The following is a 25401-nucleotide window of genomic DNA, read 5'->3' as shown; positions in this document are numbered from 1 at the left end:
CCTTGAGCCGAACAGCAGGCTGGCCGGGCAAGCATTCGTGATGGCGCCGGGATAAACCTCCCAGGCCCTTGTATTCAATAAGAGGAGGACACTCGCATGACCACCCTGACCCGTGCCGACTGGGAACAACGCGCCAAGGCTCTGAAAATCGAAGGCCGCGCCTATATCAATGGCGAATACACCGCCGCCGTTTCCGGTGACACCTTCGAATGCATCAGCCCGGTGGATGGGCGCTTGCTGGCCACTGTCGCCAGCTGTGATGCCAGCGACGCCCAGCGCGCCGTGGAAAATGCGCGTGCCACCTTCAATTCCGGTGTGTGGTCGCGCCTGGCGCCGGCCAAGCGCAAGACAGTCATGATCCGTTTCGCCGCGCTGCTCAAGGCTAACGCCGAAGAGCTGGCGCTGCTCGAAACCCTGGACATGGGCAAACCCATCAGCGATTCCCTGAACATCGACGTCCCCGGCGCGGCGCAAGCCCTGAGCTGGAGCGGCGAGGCGATCGACAAGATCTACGATGAAGTCGCCGCCACGCCCCACGATCAACTGGGCCTGGTGACCCGCGAGCCCGTCGGCGTCGTTGGCGCCATCGTGCCGTGGAACTTCCCGTTGATGATGGCCTGCTGGAAACTCGGCCCGGCGCTGTCTACCGGCAACTCTGTCATCCTGAAGCCGTCCGAAAAATCCCCGCTCACCGCCATCCGCATCGCCGCGTTGGCCGTTGAGGCTGGTATTCCAAAAGGCGTGTTCAACGTGCTGCCTGGCTATGGCCACACGGTAGGTAATGCTCTGGCGGTGCATATGGACGTCGATACCCTGGTGTTCACGGGCTCGACCAAGATCGCCAAGCAACTGTTGATCCGCTCCGGCGAATCGAACATGAAGCGTGTATGGCTGGAAGCCGGTGGCAAGAGCCCGAACATCGTGTTTGCCGACGCGCCGAATCTGCAAGCGGCGGCCGAATCTGCCGCCAGTGCCATTGCCTTCAACCAGGGCGAAGTCTGCACTGCCGGCTCGCGCCTGCTGGTCGAGCGCTCGATCAAGGACACCTTCCTGCCGCTGGTGATCGAGGCCCTCAAGGGCTGGAAACCCGGCAACCCACTGGACCCAGCCACCACTGTGGGTGCATTGGTGGATACGCAGCAGATGAACACCGTGCTTTCGTACATTGAAGCTGGCCACGCCGATGGCGCCAAGCTGGTCGCGGGTGGCAAGCGCACCTTGGAAGAGTCCGGCGGCACCTACGTCGAGCCGACGATTTTCGACGGCGTGACCAATGCCATGAAGATCGCCCAGGAAGAGATCTTTGGCCCGGTCCTGTCGGTGATCACTTTCGACAGCGCCGAAGAAGCCATCGCCATCGCCAACGACACCCAATACGGCCTGGCTGCGGCGGTGTGGACGGCGGACATCTCCAAGGCACACCTGACGGCCAAGGCGCTGCGCGCCGGCAGCGTGTGGGTTAACCAGTACGACGGCGGCGACATGACTGCACCGTTCGGTGGTTTCAAGCAGTCGGGTAATGGCCGCGACAAGTCGCTGCATGCATTCGACAAGTACACCGAGCTGAAGGCGACCTGGATCAAGCTCTAAGCAACACTGCTGATCCCCCTGTAGGAGCGAGCTTGCTCGCGAAGAACCTGAAGGCGCCGCGTTTATCCAGCATGAACGCGTCATCGTTAACGTTTTTCGCAAGCAAGCTCGCTCCTACAGTCGTTTTGCGAAGCAGAATTATCCACAGGAGCGTGGCAATGCGTTGGGCGACTTATTTCGCCGTGCTGGCCTCGGTACTCAGCGTTGGCCTGGCCCTGGGTGTCAGCATGCCGTTGGTATCCTTGCGTCTTGAAGGCTGGGGTTATGGCAGTTTCGCTATTGGCGTGATGGCGGCGATGCCGGCATTCGGCGTACTGCTAGGTGCCAAGGTCTCCAGCCGCATGGCGTCCTGGCTCGGCACTGCCAACCTGATGCGCCTGTGCCTGTGGGCCGGTGCGGTGTCCATCGGCTTGCTGGCGATCCTGCCCAGCTACCCGGTGTGGCTGGTGCTCAGGCTGATGATCGGGGTGATCCTGACCATCGTATTTATCCTGGGTGAAAGCTGGATCAACCAATTGGTGGTCGAGCAGTGGCGTGGCCGCCTGGTGGCGCTGTATGGCTGCAGCTATGCCTTGAGCCAGCTGTCGGGGCCGTTGCTGTTGGGCCTGATTGGCACCGACCATGACTACGGCTTCTGGGTCGGCGCGGGCCTTTTGGTGGTGGCGCCGCTGCTGTTGCTGGGACGTACCGGGGCGCCGACGGCGGATTCGTTCAGCGTGACCTTTGGCGACCTGTGGCGCTTTTGCCTGGGCCTGCCGGCGATTGCCTGGGCCGTGGCGTTGTTTGCTGCGTTCGAAGCGATGATCCTGACGCTGTTGCCGGTGTACTGCCTGCAACAGGGTTTTACTGCCGAGATCGCCTTGGCGATGGTCAGCACGGTGGTGGTGGGCGATGCGTTGCTGCAATTGCCCATTGGCGCGCTGGCCGACTATCTGCCGCGACGTACCCTGTTTCTGGCCTGTGCACTGCTGTTGCTGGCGTCGAGCCTGGCGGTGCCGTTATTGATGCACACGTTGCTGATCTGGCCGGTGTGGGTGCTGTTCGGTGCCAGTGCTGGTGGGTTGTTCACCTTGTCGCTGATTTTGATTGGCGAGCGCTACCGCGACGATGCGTTGGTGCGTGCCAACGCTCACGTGGCGCAGCTGTGGGGCATTGGCTGTCTGATCGGGCCGCTGGTGGCGGGGGCGGGCAGCCAGTGGATCAGTGGGCATGCGCTGCCGCTGTTGATGGCGGCCGGGGCGCTGGGGTTGGTGGTGCTGTTGCTGCGTCAGGGGGCTTTCGGCGCTACGCAGCCGACCTGACCTTTAAACGCGGCCAATGTGGGAGCTGGCTTGCCTGCGATGACGGTTTGTCAGCCAGCTGATTTGTTGTCTGGCACACCGCTATCGCGGGCAAGCCCGGCTCCCACAGGTGATCCGCAGGGGTTTTAGAGCATGCGTTCCAGGCCAACACTGGTGGCGAACCAGGCATTGAACCGTCGCCACCAACTGCCCGGTTCGCGGGTCAGGGTGTGCATCTGGCCGTTGTCTTCTGTCACCCACACCACCTGGCCGTCCTGCAGTTTGGCCTCATAGCTCAACGCCGGCGCCATACCTTCCAGCGCCAGGTTGCGCACGTGTTCGGCCAGCTCTGGGCTGTCCACCAGTACGCCGACTTCGGTATTCCACAACACTGAGCGCGGGTCGAAATTGAACGAGCCGATAAACGACTTTTCTCGGTCGAAGATCATCGCCTTGCTGTGCAGGCTGGAGTCCGAGCCGCGCCAGCTGCCATGCCGAAACAGGTGCGGGCCGCTGCTTGCGCTGGGGTCGCCCGGTTGCCGGCGCAGCTCATAGAGCTTTACCCCGTGCTCCAGCAGCGCCTTGCGATACGGCGCATAACCGCCGTGCACGGCCGGTACGTCGGTGGCTTCGAGGGCGTTGGTCAGCAGGCGCACCGAAACACCCGCATCGGCACGCCCTGTGAGGTAGACCAGCCCAGGTTGGCCCGGTACGAAGTAAGCCGAAATCATGATCAGCTCATGGCTGACACCCGCCAGCTCTGGCGCCAGCTGAGTGGTCAGCAGCAGTCGGGGGTCGGGGTCGGCCTTGGCCAGTACCTTGCTCGGTGCGTCCCACAGCGCCTGGTTCCAGGCCCAGATCAACTCGCGGCGCCAGAGGTCCATGCGGGGCTGGGTCTGGTAAGTGCGCAGGCGGTTATACAGCGCGTGGTTCTGCTGACGGGATTGAGCCAGGGAGGCTTCAAGGCGCCCGCGGGCGACGGCGAGGTCGACCTTGGAGGGTTTGTTCGAGACGAAGTCATCGATAGGCTTGCTCAAGGCGCTGTTCCAGTACTGGTCGAAGCTGTGACCCAATTGCTCGGCCACCGGCCCTACGCTGAGCATGTCGATGTCTGTGAAATTCAGGTTCGGTTCGGCGTCGAAATACTCGTCGCCCAGGTTGCGCCCGCCAACGATGGCCACGCTGTTATCGGCCAGCCACAGCTTGTTATGCATGCGCCGGTGTTGCAGTGACAGGTTGAATACACGACCCATGGCGCGCGTGACGCCGGTGCTACGGCCCAGATGCAGCGGATTGAACAGGCGTATCTGCACCTTGGGATGGGCGGCGAGGGTGGCGATGATCTGGTCGAGACCATCGCTGGTGGTGTCGTCCAGCAGAATCCGCACGCGCACCCCGCGGTCGGCGGCCTTGAGCAGTTCGTCCACAAGCATGCGTGTGCTGATGCCGTCGTGCACGATGTAGTACTGCAAGTCGAGGCTGGTCTGGGCGTTGCGAATCAACTCGGCGCGAGCCATGAAAGCCTCACTGCTGTTGGGCAGCAAGCGGAAGCCCGAGCGTCCTTGGTAGGGGGCGGCCTGGGCCTGGATCGAGCGACCGAACGAGGAGTCCTTCGCCGGCAGGGCATCGCTGGGGATGCGCGGGGTGTCGACCGTGGCACAGCCGCCCAGGGCCAGGGCTCCCAGCAGGCAAAACGGTAAAAGCCGTCGAATCATCAAGGAAACTGCTTCCAGGTCAGGGCGGTTGTGGCATATGACGGCATTTGCTCGGGAAAGGTCAGTCCGCCGTCTCTTCCAGCATCTTGCGTGCAGCGGCACCTACCTTGCGCACGGCCTCTTCAGTCTGCGTCGTTGGCTTGGCAGCGTAGTTCATGCGCAAGCAGTTACGGTACTTGCCGGAGGCGGAAAAGATGCTGCCTACCGCCACCTGTACACCTTGTTCCACCAGCACGCGGTTGAGCTTCAAGGTGTCGAAGCCCTCCGGCAGCTCAATCCATAGCATGAAGCTGCCTTGGGGCCGGCTGGCGCGCGTGCCAGCGGGGAAATAACGGCTGACCCAATCGAGCATCAAGTCGCGATTACGCTGGTATTGGGTACGCATCCTACGTAAATGAGGCTCGAAATGACCGCCTTTGAGGAATTCGGCAATGGCAATCTGCGGCTGTGTGGCCGTAGAGCCGGTGCTGATGTATTTCATGTGCAGCACCCGCTCCAGATAGCGTCCCGGTGCGACCCAACCAATGCGCAGGCCGGGCGCCAGGGTTTTGGAGAACGAGCTGCACAGCAGCACACGGCCGTCTTCATCGAAGGATTTGATGGTGCGCGGGCGTGGGTAGCTGTAGGCCAACTCGCCATACACATCGTCTTCGATAATCGCCACGTCAAAGCGCTGGGCCAGGGTCAGCAAGGCGCGTTTACGGGCTTCCGGCATGATGTAGCCCAAGGGGTTGTTGCAGTTTGGGGTGAGCTGGATGACTTTGATCGGCCACTGTTCCAGCGCCAGTTCCAAGGCCTCCAGGCTGATGCCGGTGAGCGGGTCGGTAGGGATTTCCAGGGCTTTCATGCCCAGGCCCTTGAGGGTCTGCATGGCGCCGTGGAAGCTGGGCGAATCCACCGCGACGATATCGCCGGGCTCACAAATCGCGTGAATGCTGGCGGAGAGGGCTTCGTGGCAACCGGTGGTGATCACGATGTCTTCGGCGCTCAGTTGGCAGCCGGAGTCCAATGACAGCCGGGCGATTTGCTCACGCAGTTCCATACAGCCGAGGATATTGTCGTAATACAGCCCCGGCAGGTCTTGGCGCCGGCTGACACGGGCGAGGCTACGCAGCAACGGCTTTAAGGTAGGCGACAATACATCCGGCATGCCTCGGCCCATCTGTATGACGTCTTTGCGCGGCACCGCACGAATCAGTTCCAGCACCAGGTCCCACTGGGAGATTTCCACTGGCCGTTGGGCCGGGCGGCCTATCTCGGGCAGTGCCGGCAGTTCACGGCCCACCGGAACAAAATAGCCCGACTTGGGCTTGGGCATCGCCAGGCCGTTGTCTTCGAGCAACCGATACGCCTGCTGCACGGTGCTCAGGCTCACCCCATGTTCCACACTCAAGGCCCGCACCGAGGGCAGTCGATCGCCCGGACGATAGAAGCCCTGTTCAATACGGGTGCCGAGCAATTCGGCGAGGTTGACGTAAAGGGTCATGGTGGTCGCTCCCGAGGGACCAGTACAGATAGGGGGAAAATACAGGATTCAGCCACGCAGAGGCAGCATCTGTATGTATTTATTAAAAGTTGGCTGAATCTGTAATGGTACTGGCCGCCCGCGCATGCTGATCACTCAAGACAACAGGCCAATGAGGGGCAGTCAAATGAGCGGCATGAGCGATGTACGGCTGGCGCTACGCAGTCAGGAACTGGGCGTGGCGCAGGAGCAGGTGATCACTGCCTCGGCGCCTGGCCGCTGGAATCTGTTCTGGCGCCGTCGCCATACGCGCAAGGCCCTGCTGGACCTGAGCCGCGAGCAGTTACGCGACATCGGGCTGACCGCCGAGCAGGCGCGCCGTGAGGGTTTGAAACCCTTCTGGCGCGATTGATCAGAGCAGTTCTTTGAGGCGGTGCCAGAGCATCCCCAGGGCCAGCAACGGCGAACGCAGGTGTTTGCCGCCGGGGAAGGTGATGTGTGGCACCTGGGCGAACAGATCGAAGCGCCCCTGTTGCTGGCCGCTGATGGCCTCGGCCAGCAGCTTGCCCGCCAGGTGCGTGGCGTTGAGGCCATGGCCGGCATAGGCCTGGGCGTAATACACGTTGGGTTGATCGGCCAGGCGGCCGATCTGCGGCAGGCGGTTGGCGCCGATGCCGATCATGCCGCCCCATTGGTAGTCGATTTTCACGTCTGCCAATTGGGGGAATACCTGCAGCATCTTCGGTCGCATGTAGGCGCCGATGTCCTTGGGGTCTCGACCGGAGTAGTGGCAGGCGCCGCCGAACAACAGGCGGCGGTCGGCGGACAGGCGGAAGTAGTCCACCGTCACGCGCTGGTCACACACGGCCATGTTCTGCGGTAACAGGCGGGTGGCTTGCGCTTCGCTCAAGGGCTCGGTGGCAATGATGTAGCTGCCGGCGGGCAGCACCTTGCCGCTCAGTTGCGGGTTGAGCCCGTTCAGGTAGGCATTGCAGGCCAGTACCAGGGTCTTGGCGCGCACAGTGCCTTGGGCGGTATGCACCTTGACCTCAGGGCCATAGTCGATACGGGTCACTGGGGATTGCTCGTACAGCGCCACGCCCAACTGCTGGGCAACGGCAGCCTCACCCAGTGCCAGGTTCAGCGGGTGCAGATGGCCGGAACCCATGTCGATCATGCCGCCTACATAGCGATCAGAGCCGATTACGGTGCCCATCTCGCTGGCTTGCAACAGGCGCACTTCGTGGCGGTAGCCCAGGCTGCGCAGCTCTTCGGCATCCTCGGCCAGGCCCCGTAGGTCGCGGGGTTTGTTGGCCAGGTCGCAGTAGCCCCAGGTCAGGTCACAGGGGATCTGGAAGCGCTCCACACGCTCGCGCACGATCTCCACGGCTTCCAGGCCCATCAGCTTCATCTGGCGCACGCCGTCGCTGCCGATCACCTGGGTGAACTGATCCAGCCCGTGGCCGACACCGCGAATCAACTGGCCGCCATTGCGCCCGCTGGCGCCCCAGCCGATCTTGCGCGCCTCCAGCAACACCACGCGAAAGCCGCGCTCGGCCAACTCCAGGGCGGTGTTGAGCCCGGAGAACCCCCCGCCGATCACACAGACATCGGCGTTCACCTCACCCGTCAGCGTCGGGTAATCCGGTTGCGGCACGCTGCTGGCGGCGTAGTAGGAAGCGGTGTGCCGGGCGCTGGCGGTCATGGGGAACCTCCCTGTCTGGAAAATTTGACGCAGGATACAGGGGTCGCACGACGCTGTCTGCGCGGGGCGTTTTGCGTCAGAATCCACGTCTATTCGCCGTTCGGTATGGGTTTCGATGAGTTGCAACAGTCAGAAAATCAGCGCGCTGCGTCGCCAGATTCCTTCGTTCGAGTGCGTTCCCGGTTGCCACGACTGCTGTGGGCCGGTGACCACCTCGCCCGAGGAAATGTCGCGTCTGCCGCGCAAGACCGCTGCCGAGCAAGAGGCGGCAATGGACGAGCTGAACTGCGTACACCTGGGGCCCAAGGGTTGCACGGTGTATGACGAGCGGCCGCTGATCTGTCGCCTGTTCGGCACCACCAAGACCTTGCCGTGCCCTAATGGCCGCCGGCCAGTGGAGCTGATTCATCCGCGGGTGGAGAAGCAGATTCATGAGTACATGGCGAGTACCCGGCAGGTGTTGGTCTAGCGGATGTACTCGGTTAAAACTGTGGGAGCTGGCTTGCCAGCTCCCACATTTGACCGTGTTGTGTCACTGGGTCAGTCAGGGATCGGCAGGTTCAGGCTCTCTTTCACCTCTTCCATCACGATATAGCTCTTGGATTCCCGCACATGGGGGAGTTTGAGCAGGATATCGCCCAGCAATTTGCGGTACGACGCCATCTCCGAGATTCGCGCTTTCACCAGGTAGTCGAAATCACCCGACACGAGATGGCATTCCAGCACGTGAGGCAGTTTCAGCACGGCTCGGCGAAATTCTTCAAAGGTGTCACCCGACTTGTAATCCAGGCTGATCTCGACAAATACCAGCAAACTTCCCTTCAAATGCTGGGGATTGAGCCGTGCGTTGTAGCCCATGATGATCCCTTCGCGCTCCAGGCGCCGCACGCGCTCGGTGCAGGGCGTGGTGGACAGCCCGACCTTTTCCCCCAGCTCCGTGAACGAGATGCGCCCGTCGGTTTGCAGGATGCGCAGGATATTGCGGTCGATCTTGTCCAGCTCCCGCTTGGTCTGGGTGTTGGTACGCATAGGGGATACGCCTCTGTCAAAAGGGTTTTTGCCAAGAATTGTCGCCAAATATAGGCATTTATATAGTGAAATGCACTGCCGATTGTTTTTTACACTGCGCCCATCATTGCTCGAATAACACACGTCAGCGGCTGAGCCCGCGATGAGGATATAAAAATGCGCGTTCTGGTCTTGGGTAGCGGCGTCATTGGGGTGACCAGTGCCTACTATTTGGCGCGGGCCGGCTTCGACGTTGTGGTGGTTGATCGTCAGCCTGCCGCTGCCATGGAAACCAGTTTCGCTAACGCCGGTCAGGTGTCCCCTGGCTACGCCTCGCCATGGGCCGCGCCGGGTGTGCCGCTCAAGGCCATCAAATGGCTGCTTCAGCGCCACGCGCCGCTGGCGATCAAGGCCACCGCCGATATCGACCAATACCTGTGGATGGCGCAGATGCTGCGCAACTGCACGGCCAGCCGCTACGCGGTGAACAAGGAACGCATGGTGCGCCTGTCCGAGTACAGCCGCGACTGCCTTGACGAATTGCGCGCCGAGACCGGCATTGCCTACGAAGGGCGCAGCCTCGGGACTACCCAACTGTTCCGCACCCAGGCCCAACTCGATGGCGCCGCCAAGGACATCGCCGTGCTGAAAGAGTCCGGCGTGCCATTCGAATTGCTCGACCGAGCCGGCATTGCCCGGGTTGAACCGGCCCTGGCCAGCGTCACCGATATCCTCGCGGGTGCCTTGCGCCTGCCCAACGACCAGACGGGCGACTGCCAGATGTTCACCACGCGCCTGGTCGAAATGTGCAAACAATTGGGTGTGGAATTCCGCTTCGAACAAGACATCCAGCGCCTGGACTACGCAGGCGACCGCATCAATGGTGTGCTGATCGACGGCAAGCTGGAAACCGCCGACCGTTATGTCCTGGCCCTCGGCAGTTACTCGCCCAAGTTGCTCAAGCCATTGGGGATCAAGGCGCCGGTGTACCCGCTCAAGGGTTATTCGCTGACTGTGCCGATCACTAACCCGGCAATGGCGCCGACCTCGACCATTCTCGATGAAACCTACAAAGTCGCGATCACGCGTTTCGACAACCGTATTCGCGTCGGTGGCATGGCTGAAATAGCCGGTTTTGACCTGTCGCTGAACCCGCGGCGACGTGAAACCCTGGAGATGATCGTCAACGACCTTTATCCTCAGGGCGGCGATCTGGCCGAGGCCAGTTTCTGGACCGGCCTGCGCCCGACCACCCCGGACGGTACACCGATTGTGGGTGCCACGCCGTTCAAGAACCTGTTCCTGAATACAGGCCACGGTACCCTCGGTTGGACCATGGCCTGTGGTTCGGGTCGCTTGCTGGCCGACCTGATGGCGAAGAAAACGCCGCAGATCAGCGCCGCAGGCCTCGATATTTCCCGTTATGGCAACCACCAGGAGTCCGCACAACATGTCAATCCAGCGCCAGCTCACCAATGAGCGCATGAGCCAGATCGTTGTCCACAGCGGTACCGTGTACCTGGCAGGGCAAGTTGGCGACGACATGAGCGCCGGGATTGAGCAGCAGACCCGTGAAACCCTGATCAATATCGAGCGCTTGCTGGACCTTGCGGGTACCGACAAGTCCAGGTTGCTGTCGGTAACGATCTACCTGAAGGACATCGACGCCGACTTCGCTTTGATGAACGCGGTATGGGACAAATGGCTGCCCAAAGGCGTCGCCCCGGCCCGAGCCACGGTCCAAGCCAAGCTGTGCGAACCCGAGATTCTGGTAGAGCTGTCTGTCGTGGCTGCGCTGCCTTAACAACGATCCCTCTCCCGGTGCCGGCGTTGTTGGTCGGCACCGGTTTTTTATTGACTTTGCTGCCTAGAAGCCTGCCGCCATGCGTCCAGCCCGTGCCCTGATTGATCTCCAAGCCCTGCGCCATAACTACCAATTGGCCCGAGAAGTCACCGGGGCCAAGGCCCTCGCCGTGATCAAGGCCGATGCCTACGGCCATGGCGCGGTGCCCGTGGCCCAGGCACTGGAGGCGCAAGCCGACGGGTTCGCGGTGGCGTGCATCGAGGAAGCGCTGGAACTGCGCGCCGCCGGCATTCGTGCGCCGGTGTTGCTGCTGGAAGGTTTTTTCGAAGCCGACGAGTTGCCGCTGATCATCGAGCAGGATTTGTGGTGCGTGGTGCATTCGCTTTGGCAGTTGGACGCCATCGAGCAAGCTCGTTTGAGCAAGCCGCTGACAGTGTGGCTGAAGCTGGACTCGGGCATGCACCGTGTGGGCCTGCACCCCAAGGATTACCAGGAGGCGTATCAGCGCCTGCTGGCGAGTGGCAAAGTGGCGAAAATCGTGCTGATGAGCCATTTTGCCCGCGCCGATGAGCTCGATTGCGTCAGCAGCAACGAACAAGTAACGGTGTTTGAGGCGGCGCGCCAGGGGCTGGCGGCTGAGGTCAGCCTGCGCAACTCACCGTCTGTATTGGGCTGGCCAAGCGTGTCCAGCGACTGGGTGCGCCCCGGTATCATGCTTTATGGCGCAACGCCCTTTGGCGAAGACCAGGCCCTCGCCGCGCGCTTGCAGCCTGTGATGACCCTGGAGTCCAAAGTCATCTGCGTGCGCGAGTTGCCGGCCGGTGAGCCGGTGGGCTACGGCGCCAGGTTCGTCACGCCCAAGCCGATGCGCATCGGCGTGGTTGCCATGGGTTATGCCGACGGTTACCCACGTCATGCGCCGACCGGTACCCCGGTGCTGGTCGCTGGCCAGCGCAGCCGGCTGCTGGGGCGCGTGTCCATGGACATGCTGTGTGTCGACCTCACCGACTTGCCCCAGGCGGGCCTTGGTTCCACCGTAGAGTTGTGGGGCAAGCACATCCTCGCCAGTGATGTTGCCGTGGCCGCCGAGACCATCCCCTATCAGATTTTCTGCAATCTGCGCCGAGTGCCAAGGCTCTATAGCGGCGCTTAGCCGCCGGCAACGAACCGAGCACACCGGGATTTAGGCCCAAGTGTTGTAAATACTGAACGCTGTCGCCATGATAACGCTCAATTACAACAAAGCCTGAATCCTAGGAGGCTCCTGCATTGGACGTCGGCGAACGACTGCAATCCATCCGTAAACTCAAAGGTCTTTCCCAGCGTGAGCTCGCCAAGCGTGCGGGCGTCACCAACAGCACCATTTCGATGATCGAGAAAAACAGCGTCAGCCCCTCGATCAGCTCCCTGCGCAAGGTGTTGGGCGGTATCCCCATGTCCATGGTCGAGTTCTTCTCCGAAGAAGTGCTCCAGGAAATACCGACGCAGATCGTCTATAAAGCCAATGAGCTGATCGACATCTCTGACGGTGCCGTCACCATGAAACTGGTGGGCCGGGCGCGCCCAAGCCGGGCTATCGCATTTCTCAATGAAATCTACCCTCCGGGTGCCGACACGGGCGAAGAAATGCTCACCCATGAAGGCGAAGAAACCGGAATTCTGGTGGAAGGGCGCCTGGAATTGGTGGTCGGTCTTGAAACTTTTGTGCTCGAAGCGGGCGATAGCTACTACTTTGAAAGCACCAGGCCTCATCGTTTTCGCAATCCGTTCGACGTGCCGGCGCGACTAATCAGCGCAGCCACACCCGCGAACTTTTAAGAATAGAGGCGCCCTGCCAGCGTTGCAGAGGTTCCCGCAGCTGTACACCGTGAGGCCGAATCTCCCTTTATTTAATAGGGTTGTTTCGGCCAGGCGGGCTAACCGTTATACTTTCGCCGCCTGCGAAACCGTGGCCGCAGGCGTGAATAGCCACCATTGAGGGTGAACGCGTGAACCTAATTATGAAAATGCTGGCTGCACCAGCAACCGTACTGGCCCTATGGGCTGTCAGCGCTCAAGCTGCGACCAATGATGACATTGCCAAGCGCCTGGAGCCTGTGGGCCAGGTTTGCGTCCAGGGCCAGGAATGCAAGGGCATGGAAGTTGCCGTGGCAGCCGGCGGCGGCGGCGCGAAAACCCCCGATGAGATCATCGCCAAGCACTGTAATGCGTGCCACGGCAGCGGCCTTTTGGGTGCGCCAAAAATTGGCGACACCGCCGCATGGAAAGAACGCGCCGACCATCAAGGTGGCCTCGATGGCATCCTGGCCAAGGCCATCACCGGTATCAACGCCATGCCGCCCAAAGGCACCTGCGCTGATTGTTCGGATGACGACCTCAAGGGTGCGATCAAGAAGATGTCCGGGCTGTAATCGGCCGATCTTCGTCAAAAATGCCGCTTACCAGCGGCTTTTTTGTGCCCGCGATTTGGTATTCAGGCTGTTCATTGCAGCAAAGACCCGGCAAGCTCGGTCCAACCCCTAATTCATGGAATGTTCGGGAGCAGTCGGATGGTGCAGTTGTGTTCAATCGAGCAAGCAGTTGACGACGTACTGGAGCGCCTGCCGGCGCATATCCACATGGGCATGCCGCTGGGGCTGGGCAAGCCCAACCTGTTCGTCAACGCGCTGTACCGGCGCATCGCAAAATTGCCCGAACGGGCGCTGACGCTCTATACGGCCTTGAGCCTGGGCCGTCCTACGCAGGGTGACGGTCTTCAAAAGCGCTTTATCGAACCTTTCATCGAACGAGTGTTTGGCGACTACCCCGAGCTGGATTTCCTCGCGGACCTGCACAAGGGCAGCCTGCCGAAGAATATCCGTGTGCAGCAATTCTTCATGCAGCCCGGCAGCTTGCTCCACAGCGCCGCGGCGCAACAGGATTACGTCAGCAGCAACTACAGCCATGCGGCCCGCGACATCAACGCCGCCGGCCTGAACCTGGTGGCGCAATTGGTTGCCAGTAGCAGCGAGCATCCCGACCGCCTGAGCCTGAGCTGCAACCCGGATATCACCCTCGACCTGATGCCCATGATCGCCAAGCGCCGCGCGGCTGGGGAGACCATCCTGGTCGTCGGCCAGGTCCATAGCGATTTGCCCTACATGCCTGGCGATGCCGAGTTGGGCATGGATGAGTTCGACTACCTGCTGGATGAAAAAGACAGCACCACGCTGTTCTCCACTCCGAACATGCCGGTGGGCTTTCAGGATCATTTTATCGGCCTGCATGCCAGCACCCTGGTGCGTGATGGCGGTACGTTGCAGATTGGCATCGGCTCCATGGGCGATGCACTGACGGCTGCCTTGCTGGCGCGCCAGGCCGACAACGAAGCCTATCGCCTGTTGCTCACCGACTTGGATGTGTACCAGTGGGCGCCGTTGATCAGTCGCGAAGGCGGCGTCGAGCCGTTTGCCCGTGGCCTTTACGGTTGCAGCGAGATGTTCGTCAACGGCCTGCTGGTATTGGCGGATGCCGGGATCGTGCGGCGCAAGGTCTACCCGGATGTGGCGACCCAGATGCAGGCCAACGCGGGCACCCTGGACGACGCGGCGCAACCCGATGGCGTGTCGATCCATGGCGGTTTCTTCCTGGGGCCTCGCAGTTTTTACCAGCGCTTGCAGGAAATGACCCATGCCAAGCGCCAGGCATTCAACATGACCCGCATCAGCTACATCAACGAGCTGTACGGCCAGGAAGAACTCAAGCGCTTGCAGCGCCTGGATGCGCGGTTTATCAACAGCGCTATCATGGTCACCTTGCTCGGCGCGGGCGTGGCTGATCAGTTGGAAGACGGTCGCGTGCTCAGTGGTGTGGGCGGGCAATACAATTTCGTGGCCCAGGGGCATGCGCTGGAAGGTGCACGCTCAATCCTGATTTTGCGCAGCTGGCGCGAGTCGGCGGGTGAGGTCAGTTCCAATATCGTCTGGGAGTACGGCCACTGCACCATTCCCCGGCACCTGCGGGATATCGTCATTACCGAATACGGTATTGCCGACTTGCGGGGTCAGACGGATGCCAAGGTGATCGAAGCGTTGCTGAACATCACTGACTCAAGGTTCCAGCACGACTTGATTGAGCAGGCGCAAAAGGCCGGCAAACTGCCCAAGGATTTCCAGTTGGATCCGCGTTTTGCCGACAACACGCCGCAGCGGCTCCAGGCGATTCAGGCCAGGCACCGTCGCTTGTTCCCCGAATACCCCCTGGGCTGTGACTTCACGGATGAGGAGCGGGACTTGTTGCGGGCGCTGAACTGGCTCAAGAGCAAATTCAAGCTCACGGAAATTCTGGAGTTGGGCAAGGCGGCACTCGACGCGCCGGAGCCGGAGGCGTTTCCCGAGCATTTGCAACGGATGCGCTTGGATAAGCCGGAGGGCATCAAGGAAGACCTGTATCAACGCTTGCTGCTGGCCGGACTGCAGGCCACCGCCCACTGACAGCGCAACGCAAAACCTAATGTGGGAGCAGGCAAGCCAGCTCCCACACAGTGATTACTCGATAAAGGTCACGACACCACCGGCCAGCGACTTCACCCGCGCCAGCGACTCAACCCGATAACCCTGTGCATCCAGTTCTGCACGCCCACCCTGGAACGACTTCTCGATCACAATGCCCAAGCCGGCTACGGTCGCGCCGGCCTGCTTGATGATCGAGATCAGCGCTTGGGACGCCTTGCCGTTGGCCAAAAAGTCATCGATCACCAGCACGCGGTCGCTGCTGGTCAGGTGGCGCGGGGAGATCGCCACGGTGCTTTCGGTTTTCTTGGTGAAGGAATACACCGTGGCCGACAGCAGGTTTTCCGTGAGCGTCAAGGATTGCTGCTTGCGCGCGAAGATCACCGGCACACCCAGGTTCAGCCCGGTCATGATCGCCGGGGCAATGCCCGACGCTTCGATGGTGACGATCTTGGTGATGCCCGAATCCTTGAACAGTGCGGCGAACTCGTCGCCGATCAGTTTCATCAGTGCCGGGTCGATCTGGTGGTTCAGAAAGGCGTCAACCTTGAGGACCTGATCGGAAAGCACGATGCCTTCTTCGCGAATTTTCTTGTGCAGTGCTTCCACGGAAAGCTTCCTCTAATGGCGCGTTGTGCGCCGAAAGTAGATTAAAAAGTAGTCGATTCTAGCGCTTTAACATCGCGCGTATATCCGCCAAGGCGGTGTTGCCGCGAACGGCCTTCACCTCGGTGGGAGTGTCGTCATTGCCTTCCCAGGCCAGGTCGTCCGGCGGCAGTTCATCCAGGAACCGGCTGGGGGCACAATCGATGATTTCACCGTATTGCTTGCGCTTGGCGGCAAAGGTGAAGGCCAGGGTCTGACGAGCGCGGGTAATGCCCACGTAGGCCAGGCGGCGTTCTTCCTCGATGGTGTCGGCTTCGATGCTGGAGCGGTGCGGGAGGATTTCCTCTTCCATGCCCATGATGAACACGTAGGGAAATTCCAGGCCCTTGGACGCATGCAAGGTCATCATCTGCACGCCTTCGGCACCGTCTTCCTCTTCTTGCTGGCGCTCGAGCATGTCGCGCAACACCAGCTTGCCGATGGCGTCCTCGACGGTCATCTCGCCGTCTTCGTCTTTTTCCAGGGTGTTCTTCAACGCCTCGATCAGGAACCAGACGTTGCCCATGCGGTAATCGGCGGCCTTGTCGCTGGAGCTGTTGGTGCGCAGCCAGTTTTCATAGTCGATGTCCATGACCATGCTGCGCAGGGCGCTGATCGGGTCTTCGCCGGCGCACTGCTCGCGGACCTTGTCCATGAAGCGCTTGAAGCGTGACAGGCGATCAGTGAAGCGCGTGTCCAGGTGTCCGCCCAGGCCGATTTCGTCGGTGGCGGCGTACATCGAGATCTTGCGTTCGGTGGCGTAGTTGCCGAGCTTTTCCAGGGTGGTGGAGCCGATTTCCCGGCGCGGCACGTTGATCACGCGCAGGAAAGCGTTGTCGTCGTCCGGGTTCACGATCAGCCGGAAGTAGGCCATCAGGTCTTTGACTTCCTGGCGTCCGAAAAAGCTGTTGCCGCCCGACAGGCGATACGGCACCTGGTGATGCTGCAGCTTCAGCTCGATCAGTTTGGCCTGGTAGTTGCCGCGATACAGGATCGCAAAGTCGCTGTAGGGCCGGTCGGTGCGCAAGTGCAGGCTGAGGATTTCCACGGCGACGCGCTCGGCTTCGGCGTCTTCGTTGCGGCAGCGGATCACACGGATCTCGTCGCCATGGCCCATCTCGCTCCACAGTTGTTTTTCAAACTCGTGGGGGTTGTTGGAGATCAGCACGTTGGCGCAACGCAGGATGCGGCTGGTGGAGCGGTAGTTCTGCTCCAGCATCACCACTTTCAAGGAGGGGTAGTCTTCCTTGAGCAGCATCAGGTTTTCCGGGCGGGCGCCGCGCCAGGCGTAGATCGACTGGTCGTCGTCGCCCACCACGGTGAACTGGTTGCGCGTGCCGATCAGTAATTTCACCAGCAGGTATTGGCTGGCGTTGGTGTCCTGATATTCGTCCACCAGCAGGTAGCGCACCTTGTTTTGCCACTTCTCCAGGATGTCCTTGTGCTCCTGGAACAGCTTGACCGGCAGCAGGATCAGGTCGTCGAAGTCCACCGCGTTGAACGCCTTGAGCGTGCGCTGGTAGTGGGTGTAGACGATGGCAGCGGTCTGCTCCTTGGGGTTGCGTGCAGCTTCCAGGGCTTCGGCGGGCAGGATCAGGTCGTTTTTCCACGAGCCGATCATGTTCTTGATTTCGTCGACGCCGTCGTCGCCCGCGTATTCCTTCTGCATGATGTCGGTCATCAGGGCCTTGACGTCGGTCTCGTCGAAGATCGAGAAGCCGGGCTTGTAGCCCAGTCGCACATGCTCCTTGCGGATGATGTTCAGGCCCAGGTTGTGGAAGGTGCACACGGTGAGGCCGCGGCCTTCGCCGCCTTTGAGCAGGGTGCCGACCCGCTCTTTCATTTCCCGTGCCGCCTTGTTGGTGAAGGTCATGGCGACGATGTACTGGGCGCGGATGCCGCAGTTCTGGATCAAGTGCGCGATCTTGCGCGTGATCACGCTGGTCTTGCCGGAGCCTGCACCGGCGAGCACCAATAGAGGGCCGCCGACGTAGTTCACGGCTTCTTGCTGCCGGGGATTGAGTCGGGACATACGGAATTTCAGGGGTCGTTGTTCAAAAGGGCGGGCATTTTAACAGGCTGGAAAGATTCTGCTGCCATAGAACGACGGTGTGACGTACCACTCGATCTAAATTTGCCGGTTTTGCTACTTTGCCGCAGGATGTTAAGGATTATTCGAGACTAATATTTACAGTCTACGTGTTTGATAACACCTATCATTTGTCATCCTTTGTCATTGTCAGGCCGCACGTCATAATGGCACCGCTAATGAAATTTTGCAGAGTCTAGGGAGTTAGCGTGTCTACGCCTGTCGAACCCTTGCGTTTGCTGCTGCTGGCCGATGAGCCCGAGTGGGCAGCGTTGTTGCGCGAGTGCCTGGAGCCGATGGGCGAAGGGGCTGTGCTGATCAGTGCGCCCAACTGGGACTCGGTAAGCCGCCTGTTCGATGACGACCAGGGTGCTGTGTTATTGACCACGCCCAGCCTGCAGCCCGGCCCCGGCCGGTGCAGCCTGCCGTGTGTATTGCTGCTGGAGCAGGAGCCACTGGTGTCGCCGCTGGGTGTCAGCGATTGGTTGGTGTTGGATGCATTGGACGCCGACACATTGCGCCGCTGCCTGCGCCATGTGCGCGAGCGCGGCGTGCTGGAAAACACCTTGCAGCGCCTGGCCGAGCAAGACCCGCTCACCGGTATTGCCAACCGCCAGGGCTTCCAGACCTTGCTGGCCGCCCGGCTGGCAGAAAACGAAGGCCGTGGCCTGGCCCTCGGCCATCTGGACCTGGACAATTTTCGTCATGCCAACGATGCCCTCGGCCATCAGGCGGGCGACCGTTTGATCCTGCAAGTGGTGTCGCGGCTCAAGAGCCAGCTCGAAGCCGGGGACCAACTGGCGCGCCTGGGCAGCGATGAGTTTGCCTTGTTGATCGATACCCGCCGGGCGCCCCAGCGCGCCGAATGGATGGCCGAGCGCATCACCGAAGTGATGGCCGAACCCTATTGGGTGGATGGCGAAAGCCTGTTGATCGGTTGCAGCCTGGGCATGGCCCATGCTCGAGCCCGCGCTGGCGCCGACCCGTTGATGTGGCATGCCCATATCGCCATGCAGCAGGCCAAAAGCACCCAGGGCTGTACCTTTCATATCTTCAATGAACGCATCAACCGCAACGCGCGCAGCCTGGCCGACCTGGAAAGTGAACTGCGCCGGGCCTTGCGTCGCGATGAGTTGGAGCTGCATTACCAGCCGCGACTGGACCTGGACGACGGTCATATCGTTGGCCTCGAAGCTCTGGTGCGCTGGCGCCACGGTGAGCGCGGCTTGTTGCCGCCTAGCGAATTCGTGCCGCTGGCCGAACAGAGTGGTCTGATCGTGCCATTGGGCTACTGGGTGATCTCCCGAGCCCTGCGCGACATGCAAGACCTGCGTGAACGCGGCCTGCCGCCGCTGCACATGGCGGTCAACCTGTCGTTTCGCCAGTTCCAGGACAGTCAGTTGCTGTCTACCCTCAGCCGCCTGATTGCCGAGCGCGGCGTGGAAGCGCAATGGCTGGAGTTCGAATTGACCGAAACCGCCGTGATGCGCCGCAGCGACCTGGTCAAGCAGACCATGGACGCCCTTGGCCGGCTGGGTGTGCGGTTTTCCCTGGATGATTTCGGCACCGGTTTTTCGTCGTTTGTGCACCTCAACAGCCTGCCGATTGCCTTGTTGAAGATCGATAAGAGCTTTGTCGGCGGCATGGAAGAGCGCGAAGAAAACCGCAAGCTGGTGCACGCCATGATCAACCTGGCCCACAACCTCAACCTGGAAGTGGTCGCCGAAGGCGTGGAAACCCCTGAGCAGCTTGAGCTTTTGCGCTTGTTTGGGTGCGACCAGGTCCAGGGTTACCTGATCAGCAAGCCGTTGCCGCTGCCCGAGCTGGTGGAATACCTGATGTTCGGGCAAAGCCAGCAGGCGCTGTTGGGTTAAGCCTTCAAAGTGGTTCAAATGTGGGAGCTGGCTTGCCTGCGATAGCGGTCGTTCAGCTAATAATGATTAGCCTGACACACCGCTATCGCAGGCAAGCCAGCTCCCACATGTGCCGCGTGCACTCGCTAGTCAGGCAGGGCCGCTCGGAATCCAACAGGAGCATCCGGCTCCTGCCGAATCATCCGCTTCATCTTCGCCTCAAATGCCCAGGTCAGGCTCACCGCCGCACACGCCAGGCCCAGTGCCAGGCCCCACCAGACGCCTGTTGGCCCCCAGCCCAGGGTGAACGCCATCAACCAGGCTGACGGTGCGCCAATCAGCCAATAGCAACCCAGGCCCACCAAGAAGGTGGTCTTGGCGTCCTTCAAGCCACGGATACAACCCATGGCGATGGTCTGCACGCCATCGAACAATTCAAACCAGGCGGCGACGGCCAGCAGGCTCACCGCCAGGACGATGACGTCATGGAACGCCGGGTCGTCATGGTCGAGGAACAGTCCGATCAGCGGGTCGGAAAACAGCCACAGTACCGCCGCAAATCCCACCATCACCATGGCGCCGAATCCTATGCCCACTCGTCCGGCCAGGCGTGCCTGCAGCAACTGCCCGGCGCCGTAATGCTGGCCGATGCGCATGGTCACCGCGTAGGACATCCCCGCCGGCACCATGAAGGCCACCGAGACAATCTGCAGGGCGATCTGGTGTGCCGCCAACTGCGTGCTGCCCATGGTGCCCATGCACAACGCCGCAAAGGCAAACAACCCGACCTCTACCGCATAGGTGCCGCCAATCGGCAGGCCCAGGCGCCACAGCTCGCGCAGGTAGTGGGTATTCAGGCGCAGCAGGCCTGTGCCCAGCGGGTAGGCGGCGTAGGTGCGGTTGCTGCGGATGTACCACATCAGTGCCAGCGCCATGCCATTGGCGACGATGGCGGTCACCAGGCCGATGCCCATCAGGCCCAGTTTCGGCAGGCCGAACATGCCTTCGATCAGCGCATGGTTGAGCAGGTAGTTGACCACGGTGCCGCACAGGCTGATCACCATCACCGGGGTGGCCTTGCCGATGGCGCTGGTAAAGCCGCGCAGGGCCATGAAGCTCAGGTAGCCGGGCAGGGCAAAGGGCAGGATCGTCAGGAATTGCCCGGCCGCATGTACGTTGGTTTCGGTCTGGCCGAACATCAGCAGCACCGGCTTCAAGTTCCATAACAGCAACGCCGCCGCCAGGGCCATCAACCACGCCAGCCACAGCCCGGCCTGGGTCAGGCGAGTGGCGCCGTCGATATCGCCCGCGCCATGGCGAATGGCGACCAGGGTGCCCACGGCTGCGATCACGCCGATGCAGAAGATCGCCACGAACGAATAGCTCGCCGCGCCCAGGCCTCCGCCGGCCAGTGCCTCGGGGCTCAAGCGCGCCATCATCAAGGTGTCGGTCAGCACCATCAGCATGTGCGCCAACTGTGAGGCAATCAACGGCCCCGATAGCCGCAGAATGGCCCAGAGTTCGGTACGTGCCGGATGTTGCATGATCATCACACTCGAATGGTCAGGAAGGTGGGGAAGGGTTGATTCTCGGCGCATTCAGCGCATTGCACAAAAGGATAAAAGCGATCGTTGGCATGATTAAAACTCATGCATGAGCGATTCTGGTAGGGTTTCCAGATTGCGCAGTCGGAGCTTTCAGCATGTCTCGTCGTCTTCCTCCTCTTTATGCCTTGCGGGCATTTGAAGCGGCCTCCCGTCACCACTCGTTTACCCGTGCGGCTGAGGAATTGTCGATTACCCAGAGTGCGATCAGCCGGCATATCCGTACGCTCGAAGATTATTTCGCCTGCCGATTGTTCCAGCGCAGCGGGCGCACGTTGCAGCTCACGGAAGCGGCGCGTTTGTTGCTGCCAGGCGTACGGGAAGGCTTCGCTGCCCTGGAGCGTGCTTGCCATACCTTGAATGCCGAAGATGACATCCTGCGTATGAAGGCGCCGTCCACCTTGACCATGCGCTGGCTGCTGGCGCGGTTGAGTCGCTTCCGCGCGTTGCAGCCAGGCAATGAGGTGCAACTCACCAGTGCGTGGATGAGCATTGATGAAGTGGACTTCAACCAAGAGCCATTCGACTGCGCGGTGTTACTCAGCAACGGGCACTTTCCGGCGGACTGGGAGGCCAGTTATCTGTTTGCGGAAATGCTTATCCCGGTGGGAGCGCCGAATCTGTTGGACGACGGTCCCTGGGACGTGACGCGGCTGGCAACCGCCGAACTGCTGCACCCGACGCCTGACCGCCGCGACTGGCGTTACTGGCTGCAGCGCATGGGGTTGTCATCTCACGTTTCACTCAAGGGTGGGCAGGTGTTCGACACGCTTGAACTGGGCATGATAGCCGCCGCCCGAGGCTATGGCGTCTCCATGGGTGATTTGCTGATGGTGGCCGAAGACGTGGCGCAGGGACGCTTGAGCCTGCCGTGGCCTACGGCGGTCGCCAGTGGGGAAAGCTACTACCTGGTGTGGCCGAAAACCCGTCCGGGTGGCGAACGTTTGCGACGGCTGGCGGAATTTCTTCAGGGTGAAGTCAAGGCGATGGAATTGCCTCAGGTTGAACGCCTCGATTGAGTAGGGCCGGACCTTTTGTGCAATCGTTTGCGGGATACCCCTGTGATTCGCTCAAGTATTGCCAAATGCCGCCGAAGAAAGGTGTTGGAACCCTCGTGCACTACCGTTTCCCACTAGATAATTTGCCGAGCAGCGCTATGAGATCAGGATGATCCTGGCCTCGGCCAGGAGCTGTCATGTCTCAACCTCGTGCCCGGATTGCCTCCCAGTTAGGCCTTGCACTCGCCGTGATTCTGGCTGTCGTGATCAGCGGCAGTACGGTCTTTGCCTTGCGTACCCTCGACTCCGCCAACCTCGCCACCCGCGAGGAACACTTGGCCAGCGAGGCACGTTTGCTCGCCGACCAACTCAACACCTTCCACAGCACCTTGCGTGAAAGCACCCAGCGTTTGAGCGGGCTGTTTGAAAAGCGCTTCGGCGCCGGCTTGAGTGTGCGTGCGGACCAGCCCGTGGCCGTGGCCGGCGTGCAGACGCCGAGCCTCTACTTGGGCAATGAGGTGCTGAACAATAACTTCGAAGAGGTGGATGAGTTCAAGCAGATGTCCGGTGGCGTGGCCACGGTGTTCGTGCGCAGCGGCGACGACTTTATCCGCGTCAGCACCTCCCTGACCAAGCAGGACGGCAATCGCGCCATTGGCACCGTGCTCGACCGTCAGGGCGCGGCCTACCAGCGCGTTGTGAGCGGCCAGACCTACATCGGCCGTGCCGTGTTGTTCGACCGCTCCTACATGACCCAATACAGCCCCGTACGTGACAGCAGTGGGCAGGTCATCGCCGTGCTGTTCATCGGTTTCGATTACACCGATGCCCAGAACGCCCAGTTTGAAAACCTCAAGCGCTTCCGCATCGGCCAGACCGGCTCCCTCGCGCTGCTGGATGAGCAAAAGCACTGGCTGGTGCCGCCGGCTGGCGTACAAGCGCCGGATCAGGCGATTGCCGTGATGCTCGACCTGGCGAAAAAGCCGGGTGCTGGCCGTTTCTGGAGCGACAAAAACGAAGATTTCTATAGTGTCTCGGTGCCGTTTGAAGGCGGCCCTTGGGCGGTGGTAGCGAGCATGCCCAAGGCTGAGATTCGCGCAGTGACCTGGGAAGTCGGCATCCGCCTGGTGATCGGCAGTGTGCTGGCGATGTTACTGGTAGTGGGCGCCACGGTGTGGCTGTTGCGCAGCAAGCTGGCGCCATTGAGCGAGCTGGTGCGCCAGGCCCAGGCCCTGGGCGCGGGCGATTTGAGTGCGCGGCTCAATGTGTCCAGCCATGACGAAATCGGCCAGCTGGCGCGTAGTTTCAACCAGATGGGTGAGGCGCTGTCGACCATGGTGTCGCATATCCGTACCGCCGCCGAACAGGTCAACAGCCGCGCCCAGGCGCTGTCGGGCTTGTCCGGCGGTGCCTATGAAGGCATGGAGCAGCAGTCCGGCGAGATCACCAGCATGGCCGGTGCGGTGGAAGAGTTCAGTGCTACCTCGCTGAACATTGCCGACAACATGGGCAACACCGAGCGCCTGGCTCAAGAGAATGCCCAGCAAACCCGTATCGGCCGCAGTTCGATGCAAGAGGCGTCATCGTCCCTGGAACATATCGCCACTGCGCTGAACAGCACCGCTGCCGTGATCAACACCCTGGGCCAGCGTTCCCAGGAAATCGGCGGGATCGTCGGCGTGATTACCGCCATCGCCGAACAGACCAACCTGCTGGCGCTCAACGCCGCCATCGAGGCTGCGCGCGCCGGCGAGCAAGGCCGTGGCTTCGCCGTGGTCGCCGACGAAGTGCGCAACCTGGCTTCGCGCACCCGTCAGGCCACCGATGAAATCTCCGGCATGATCCAGAGCATCCAGCAGGAAACCGGTAACGCCATCAGCACCATGGAGCACGGCAATGCGCTGATGCAGGAAGGCCTGTCGCGCAACGCCGATGTGGCCTCGGCTCTGGCGCGTATCGACGAGCAAAGCCGCTCGGCCGGCCAGCAATTTGCTGCGATCACCACCGCCACCCAGGAACAGAGCAGCACCGCGACCTTGCTCAGCAGCAACCTGCAGAGCATTGCGCTGGCCAACAGCGAGCAGCGTGAAGTGGTGTCCAACCTGGCGGTTACCGCCAAGGAACTGGAGACCTTGGCGGCAGGCTTGCGTCATGAGGTGGATCGGTTTCGTTGAGGCTCAGGCCTCCCCAAGCCCTGGGTCTACGCGCTTGCCAATGTCCTTGAGCCGCGCCAGTTGGTCGACCATGCCTGGCGCTTCGTCCAGGCTGGTGACGAAGGTCCACAGATAGGTCATGACGGCGTAGATGTGGCCGGCCTTCACCGCTGGGGACATGGCCAATTGGCTGATCGCAACCACGAACAGTAAGGCCGCGGTCATGCCGATAAACAGGAACGCCGCAGCCTCGCGGTCTGACAGCCAGATGCGCAGGCGTGACAGCACCTGGTAGTGGCGTCGCAGGGTCGGCGCGCCGACCTTTTCGACCAGGCCGATTTCTTTTTCCAGGCGGTTGTTCAGACGTTCGTGCAGCGCCTGATTGCGCTGGGCAAAACGCGGCAACAAGGTGATGCACAGCAGCAGGGCCGCCAGGCACGCCATGCCTACCCATGGCTCAATCACGATCAGCATCACTGCCGCGCCCACAATCGACACCAACGCCGTGGCGATGATAGGCACGTGCTTTTCAAAGAAGTCGACAAACTCCCGAGCAAGTACTACCCGTGCCGCCGATTTCGAGGTGCTGTGGTTCTGTTGGCGCTGGTTGAGAATGACCGGCACCGCAAGGTCCGCGTAGATGCGCGTGAACGTACGGGTGTCCAGCGCCCGTCTCGCCGCCCCAACGGCCCAGAACGCCATGACCACGGCGGCATACAGCAACGCACTGGTGGTATCGCCACGGATAATCGAATCCACCGCGAACCCGGCAAACAGTGGGTAAGCCAACAACAGCGCGTTCTCCAGCGCCACCAGCGACAAGGTGCAAGACAGCTTGCCGGGATAGGCTCTGGCAATAGCCTTGAGGGTCTGGCTGGCAGACTGCTGGCCGATTTTCTTGCTTTCTTCGATCAGAATTTGTGGGGTGACGGATGTCATGGGTGCACCAGAGGAGTAATAGACGCTATTATTGAGCGACTGCTCAAGTATCCTTGAGCGATC

General features: G+C 61.2%; 21 protein-coding genes and 1 pseudogene. 14 read left to right on the top strand and 8 right to left on the bottom strand.

Annotated elements, in window-relative coordinates; translation table 11 throughout:
- Positions 1-96: 96 nt before the first annotated feature.
- Both GIW79_RS02840 and GIW79_RS02835 read left to right on the top strand, forming a co-directional pair.
- A complete protein-coding gene (locus tag GIW79_RS02840) occupies positions 97-1590 on the top strand; it encodes an aldehyde dehydrogenase (protein ID WP_127880349.1) in 1494 nt (497 codons plus the stop codon).
- A 158-nt stretch (positions 1591-1748) separates the two neighbouring features.
- Positions 1749-2891, top strand: coding sequence for an MFS transporter (locus GIW79_RS02835; protein WP_236452620.1), 1143 nt, complete (start codon positions 1749-1751; stop codon positions 2889-2891).
- Between the two features lie 125 nt (positions 2892-3016).
- Here the strand turns inward: GIW79_RS02835 and GIW79_RS02830 are convergent, their stop codons facing one another.
- The gene (locus tag GIW79_RS02830; RefSeq protein ID WP_096144029.1) at positions 3017-4585 is read right to left on the bottom strand and encodes a phospholipase D family protein; all 1569 of its coding nucleotides are present in this window, start codon (positions 4583-4585) and stop codon (positions 3017-3019) included.
- A gap of 61 nt (positions 4586-4646) precedes the next feature.
- Positions 4647-6071 (bottom strand): aminotransferase-like domain-containing protein, encoded by a 1425-nt coding sequence (locus GIW79_RS02825; RefSeq protein WP_060763904.1) that lies wholly within the window; start codon positions 6069-6071, stop codon positions 4647-4649.
- A 166-nt stretch (positions 6072-6237) separates the two neighbouring features.
- Between GIW79_RS02825 and GIW79_RS02820 the strand changes: the two genes are divergently transcribed.
- Positions 6238-6462: a DUF1127 domain-containing protein gene (locus tag GIW79_RS02820; RefSeq protein WP_236452618.1), complete on the top strand. Its 225-nt coding sequence runs from the start codon at positions 6238-6240 to the stop codon at positions 6460-6462.
- Here the strand turns inward: GIW79_RS02820 and GIW79_RS02815 are convergent, their stop codons facing one another.
- Complete coding sequence (locus GIW79_RS02815) at positions 6463-7755, bottom strand: NAD(P)/FAD-dependent oxidoreductase (protein ID WP_236452616.1); 1293 nt, start codon at positions 7753-7755, stop codon at positions 6463-6465.
- A 115-nt stretch (positions 7756-7870) separates the two neighbouring features.
- Between GIW79_RS02815 and GIW79_RS02810 the strand changes: the two genes are divergently transcribed.
- Positions 7871-8224, top strand: a complete 354-nt coding sequence (locus GIW79_RS02810; RefSeq protein ID WP_003195461.1) for a YkgJ family cysteine cluster protein — start codon at positions 7871-7873, stop codon at positions 8222-8224.
- A gap of 71 nt (positions 8225-8295) precedes the next feature.
- Here the strand turns inward: GIW79_RS02810 and GIW79_RS02805 are convergent, their stop codons facing one another.
- Positions 8296-8784 (bottom strand): Lrp/AsnC ligand binding domain-containing protein, encoded by a 489-nt coding sequence (locus GIW79_RS02805; protein ID WP_003176896.1) that lies wholly within the window; start codon positions 8782-8784, stop codon positions 8296-8298.
- 156 nt (positions 8785-8940) lie between these two features.
- On the opposite strand from GIW79_RS02805, the gene dadA reads away from it, so the two are divergent.
- The 6 genes from dadA to GIW79_RS02775 all read left to right on the top strand — a co-directional run bounded on the left by dadA (position 8941) and on the right by GIW79_RS02775 (position 15039).
- Positions 8941-10242 carry a D-amino acid dehydrogenase gene (dadA, locus tag GIW79_RS02800; RefSeq protein ID WP_236452614.1) on the top strand — a complete coding sequence of 434 codons (1302 nt, stop codon included), beginning with the start codon at positions 8941-8943 and terminating at the stop codon, positions 10240-10242.
- The gene (locus tag GIW79_RS02795; RefSeq protein WP_034129083.1) at positions 10214-10567 is read left to right on the top strand and encodes a RidA family protein; all 354 of its coding nucleotides are present in this window, start codon (positions 10214-10216) and stop codon (positions 10565-10567) included. Before dadA ends, GIW79_RS02795 begins: the two co-directional genes overlap by 29 nt.
- A 79-nt stretch (positions 10568-10646) precedes the next feature.
- Complete coding sequence (alr, locus tag GIW79_RS02790; RefSeq protein ID WP_034129082.1) at positions 10647-11720, top strand: alanine racemase; 1074 nt, start codon at positions 10647-10649, stop codon at positions 11718-11720.
- A gap of 116 nt (positions 11721-11836) precedes the next feature.
- The gene (locus tag GIW79_RS02785) at positions 11837-12385 is read left to right on the top strand and encodes a cupin domain-containing protein (protein WP_014720470.1); all 549 of its coding nucleotides are present in this window, start codon (positions 11837-11839) and stop codon (positions 12383-12385) included.
- A gap of 182 nt (positions 12386-12567) precedes the next feature.
- On the top strand, positions 12568-12978 hold the full coding sequence (locus GIW79_RS02780) for a c-type cytochrome (RefSeq protein WP_034129081.1): 411 nt from the start codon (positions 12568-12570) through the stop codon (positions 12976-12978).
- A gap of 138 nt (positions 12979-13116) precedes the next feature.
- Positions 13117-15039: an acetyl-CoA hydrolase/transferase C-terminal domain-containing protein gene (locus GIW79_RS02775; protein ID WP_089041521.1), complete on the top strand. Its 1923-nt coding sequence runs from the start codon at positions 13117-13119 to the stop codon at positions 15037-15039.
- A 54-nt stretch (positions 15040-15093) separates the two neighbouring features.
- Here GIW79_RS02775 and GIW79_RS02770 read toward each other — a convergent pair whose 3' ends face one another.
- Together GIW79_RS02770 and rep are read right to left on the bottom strand one after the other, a co-directional pair.
- Positions 15094-15666 (bottom strand): xanthine phosphoribosyltransferase, encoded by a 573-nt coding sequence (locus GIW79_RS02770; RefSeq protein ID WP_003195447.1) that lies wholly within the window; start codon positions 15664-15666, stop codon positions 15094-15096.
- Between the two features lie 58 nt (positions 15667-15724).
- A complete protein-coding gene (gene rep, locus GIW79_RS02765) occupies positions 15725-17734 on the bottom strand; it encodes a DNA helicase Rep (RefSeq protein WP_089041520.1) in 2010 nt (669 codons plus the stop codon).
- A gap of 266 nt (positions 17735-18000) precedes the next feature.
- On the opposite strand from rep, the gene GIW79_RS02760 reads away from it, so the two are divergent.
- Positions 18001-19665 (top strand): putative bifunctional diguanylate cyclase/phosphodiesterase, encoded by a 1665-nt coding sequence (locus GIW79_RS02760; RefSeq protein WP_054917119.1) that lies wholly within the window; start codon positions 18001-18003, stop codon positions 19663-19665.
- 125 nt (positions 19666-19790) lie between these two features.
- On the opposite strand, the gene GIW79_RS02755 is transcribed toward GIW79_RS02760, so the two are convergent.
- Entirely contained in the window at positions 19791-21194 is a 1404-nt protein-coding gene (locus GIW79_RS02755) for a NorM family multidrug efflux MATE transporter (RefSeq protein ID WP_096144033.1), read from the bottom strand.
- Between the two features lie 152 nt (positions 21195-21346).
- Between GIW79_RS02755 and GIW79_RS02750 the strand changes: the two genes are divergently transcribed.
- The 3 genes and pseudogenes from GIW79_RS02750 (at position 21347) to GIW79_RS29730 (ending at position 24420) form a co-directional block, all read left to right on the top strand.
- Positions 21347-22267 (top strand): LysR substrate-binding domain-containing protein, encoded by a 921-nt coding sequence (locus GIW79_RS02750; RefSeq protein WP_014720465.1) that lies wholly within the window; start codon positions 21347-21349, stop codon positions 22265-22267.
- 176 nt (positions 22268-22443) lie between these two features.
- A pseudogene (locus GIW79_RS29735) lies at positions 22444-23517 on the top strand (Cache 3/Cache 2 fusion domain-containing protein); the annotation flags it as partial.
- 42 nt (positions 23518-23559) lie between these two features.
- The gene (locus tag GIW79_RS29730; protein WP_430459260.1) at positions 23560-24420 is read left to right on the top strand and encodes a methyl-accepting chemotaxis protein; all 861 of its coding nucleotides are present in this window, start codon (positions 23560-23562) and stop codon (positions 24418-24420) included.
- Between the two features lie 3 nt (positions 24421-24423).
- Here GIW79_RS29730 and GIW79_RS02740 read toward each other — a convergent pair whose 3' ends face one another.
- Positions 24424-25338, bottom strand: coding sequence for an ABC transporter six-transmembrane domain-containing protein (locus GIW79_RS02740; protein ID WP_034129060.1), 915 nt, complete (start codon positions 25336-25338; stop codon positions 24424-24426).
- Between the last annotated feature and the right edge of the window lie 63 nt (positions 25339-25401).

This window comes from Pseudomonas sp. PA-7-1E (assembly GCF_021605325.1).
GTDB lineage: Bacteria > Pseudomonadota > Gammaproteobacteria > Pseudomonadales > Pseudomonadaceae > Aquipseudomonas > Aquipseudomonas fluorescens_BV.
The sequence above is the reverse complement of the archived record's forward strand: the minus strand, read 5'-3'. Positions and strand labels throughout refer to the sequence as shown.